Genomic DNA, 1,557 nt, shown 5'->3' with positions numbered 1-1,557 from the left:
CGGTTTCGCCGACGTCCTGGCGACGACGCGGGACGGGAAGCTCTGGTACTACCCGAACAACATCAAGAGCCCCGGGAACAACGGGCTGCCGTTCGTGTCCGGCTACTCCGTGTCCTTCGACAACTCGAGGTGGCACACCCACCAGCGGGTGGTCGCCGGTGACGTGAACGGCGACGGCCGCGCGGACCTCCTGGCGACGTCCTCGGACGGCACGCTGTGGCTCTACCAGAACAAGCTCTCGGGCAACGACCACCCGTTCGACTCCGCGATCAACGTGGGCGGGCCGAACTGGACGGAGGACAAGTTCCGCCTGGTCGCCGCCTCCGACGTCACCGGTGACGGGTACGCGGACGCGTTGGCGGTCGATGCCGACGGGAAGCTCTGGTACTTCCCGAACAACATCAACGGATCGGACAAGAAGCCGTTCGGTGGCGGGGTCGCGATCGGCGGCGACTGGCGTGGTTTCACGCGCATCATGGCCGCCGACGTGAGCGGCGACGGTTACGCGGACATTCTCGCCACGGACGCGAACGGGCATCTGTGGTACTACGTGAACGGGATCATCAAGAACAACGGGATCCCGTTCACCAGTGGCGCGGACGTGGGCTCCGGTTGGAACTGGATGAACAACGTCGTGCTCGGCGACTACAACGGGGACGGACGAGCCGACATCGTGGCCACGGACCCGGACGGCAAGCTCTGGTTCTACCCGAACAGCGGGGCCGGCGACAATCCGTTCCCCACTCGCGTCGTGACGCCGGGCAGTGACTGGCGTGGCTACGACCGCATTCTCTGACCGGCCGGCGCGAGGGAGCTTCCGATGAGAAGTGTGTTGCGCGCGGCCGTGGTCGCGGCGGCGGTCCTGGCCTCGGTGTCGTCAGTAGCCGTTCTTCCGGCGTCCGCCGCCGGCGACCAGGAGCAAGCCCGGGAGCAAGCCCGGGAGATGATGCTGGCCGCGCTGCCCGCGGTGCCCTGTGATCCGAAGGGGGAGACCCAGGAGGACGCGCGGATCGCCGCCGAGTTACGCCCCAAGATGAGGGTGAAGATGCGGGCCGGGGTTTCGGCGTACAACGTGTCCTGCGCCCGGGTGATCGTGAAGACCATCCAGGACCGCGGTTTTTCGAAGCGCGCGGCGGAGATCGCGATGGCCACCGTGATCGTGGAAAGTGATCTGCGGAACGTCACCGGTGGCCACGACGACAGCGTGGGGCTCTATCAGCAACGGAAGTTCTGGGGGTCGTATGAGCAACGGATGGACCCGGTCTGGGCGACCAACGCGTTTCTGAACGAGATGCAGCGGCTCTTCCCGAACAACTCGTGGACGTCCCTGCCCATCGGCCAGGTCGCGGCCGACGTCCAGCGTCCCCGAAGTGATCTCAAGGGCGAGTACGCGAAACAGACGGAGGACGCCGTCACGATCGCCAACGCCCTGTGGGACCACCGGACCAGGGGGAACCCGGGAACCGACGTCAGTGGTGACGGTTTCGCCGACGTCCTGGCGACGACGCGGGACGGGAAGCTCTGGTACTACCCGAACAACATCAAGAGCCCCGGGAA

At 66.3% G+C, this 1,557-nt stretch carries 2 protein-coding genes; both read left to right on the top strand.

Annotated features, from left to right (window positions below):
• Positions 1–796, top strand: a 796-nt coding sequence (locus LX15_RS32050; protein WP_253674908.1) for an FG-GAP-like repeat-containing protein, incomplete at its 5' end; no start/stop codon positions are given.
• 24 nt (positions 797–820) lie between these two features.
• A partial coding sequence (locus tag LX15_RS32045; protein ID WP_253674907.1) for a hypothetical protein occupies positions 821–1,557 on the top strand: 737 nt, incomplete at its 3' end.

It is taken from the genome of Streptoalloteichus tenebrarius, from assembly GCF_024171885.1.
In the GTDB taxonomy this organism is placed as follows: domain Bacteria; phylum Actinomycetota; class Actinomycetes; order Mycobacteriales; family Pseudonocardiaceae; genus Streptoalloteichus; species Streptoalloteichus tenebrarius.
Note: the sequence above shows the minus strand (reverse complement) of the source record. Positions and strands in the feature narration are given on the sequence as shown.